Origin of the sequence: Pseudomonas sp. EA_5y_Pfl2_R50 (assembly GCF_963970475.1) — a bacterium.
Taxonomy (GTDB): domain Bacteria; phylum Pseudomonadota; class Gammaproteobacteria; order Pseudomonadales; family Pseudomonadaceae; genus Aquipseudomonas.
The window spans coordinates 1-588 of record NZ_CAXAPT010000081.1 but is presented as its reverse complement, the minus strand read 5'-3'; the positions used below and the strand labels follow the sequence as shown (position 1 = coordinate 588).

Genomic DNA, 588 nt, shown 5'->3' with positions numbered 1-588 from the left:
CATTGACCACCGACAGCAGCACCGAATTGGTGAAGCGCTGGAAGAAATGGCGGTTGACGCTGCCCGCCAGCCCGGCGCGGCCCAGCGTATCGGCGGCGGGCGAGCCGATCTGGATCGAGGCACCTTCGGGCCGGATCACCCGCGTCCAGATCACGAATGCGCGCGACTGCCCCTGCGCGACCGCGCTTTTATATTGCCCGACCAACCGACTGCCGCGCGGGATCAGCACCGTGCTGCCGTCAAAGCTGCGCACGTCACGGCTGACCACCGCGCGCGCCAAACCGGGCAAATCCGAATTGAGCGCGGTTTCCAGCACGGCGGGGATGATCGCGCCCTGCGGCACCACCGTTGCCAGATTATGCAATTGCGAGGCGCGTGCGCGCTCGGGTTCGGCGGACGAGACCCGCTCGGCAAATTGTTCGTCGCCGTCCAGATGCGAGGCACCGCCGCTTTTGCCGTCGGCGGCTTTGGCGGCATCGGTTGCGCCCGCTTTGCCGGGTTCGGTAGCGGGGGCGGGCGGCGCGACCGACAGATCGACGATCAGCGCGGGCGCTTTCAGCCGCTGCGCCTCGTTCAGTGCCGCCACCG

At 68.4% G+C, this 588-nt stretch carries 1 protein-coding gene; it reads right to left on the bottom strand.

Features of this window, described 5'->3' with window-relative positions; all coding sequences use genetic code 11:
• The coding region (locus AACY19_RS26800) for a TrbI/VirB10 family protein (RefSeq protein WP_339454506.1) at positions 1-588 on the bottom strand (588 nt) is incomplete at both ends.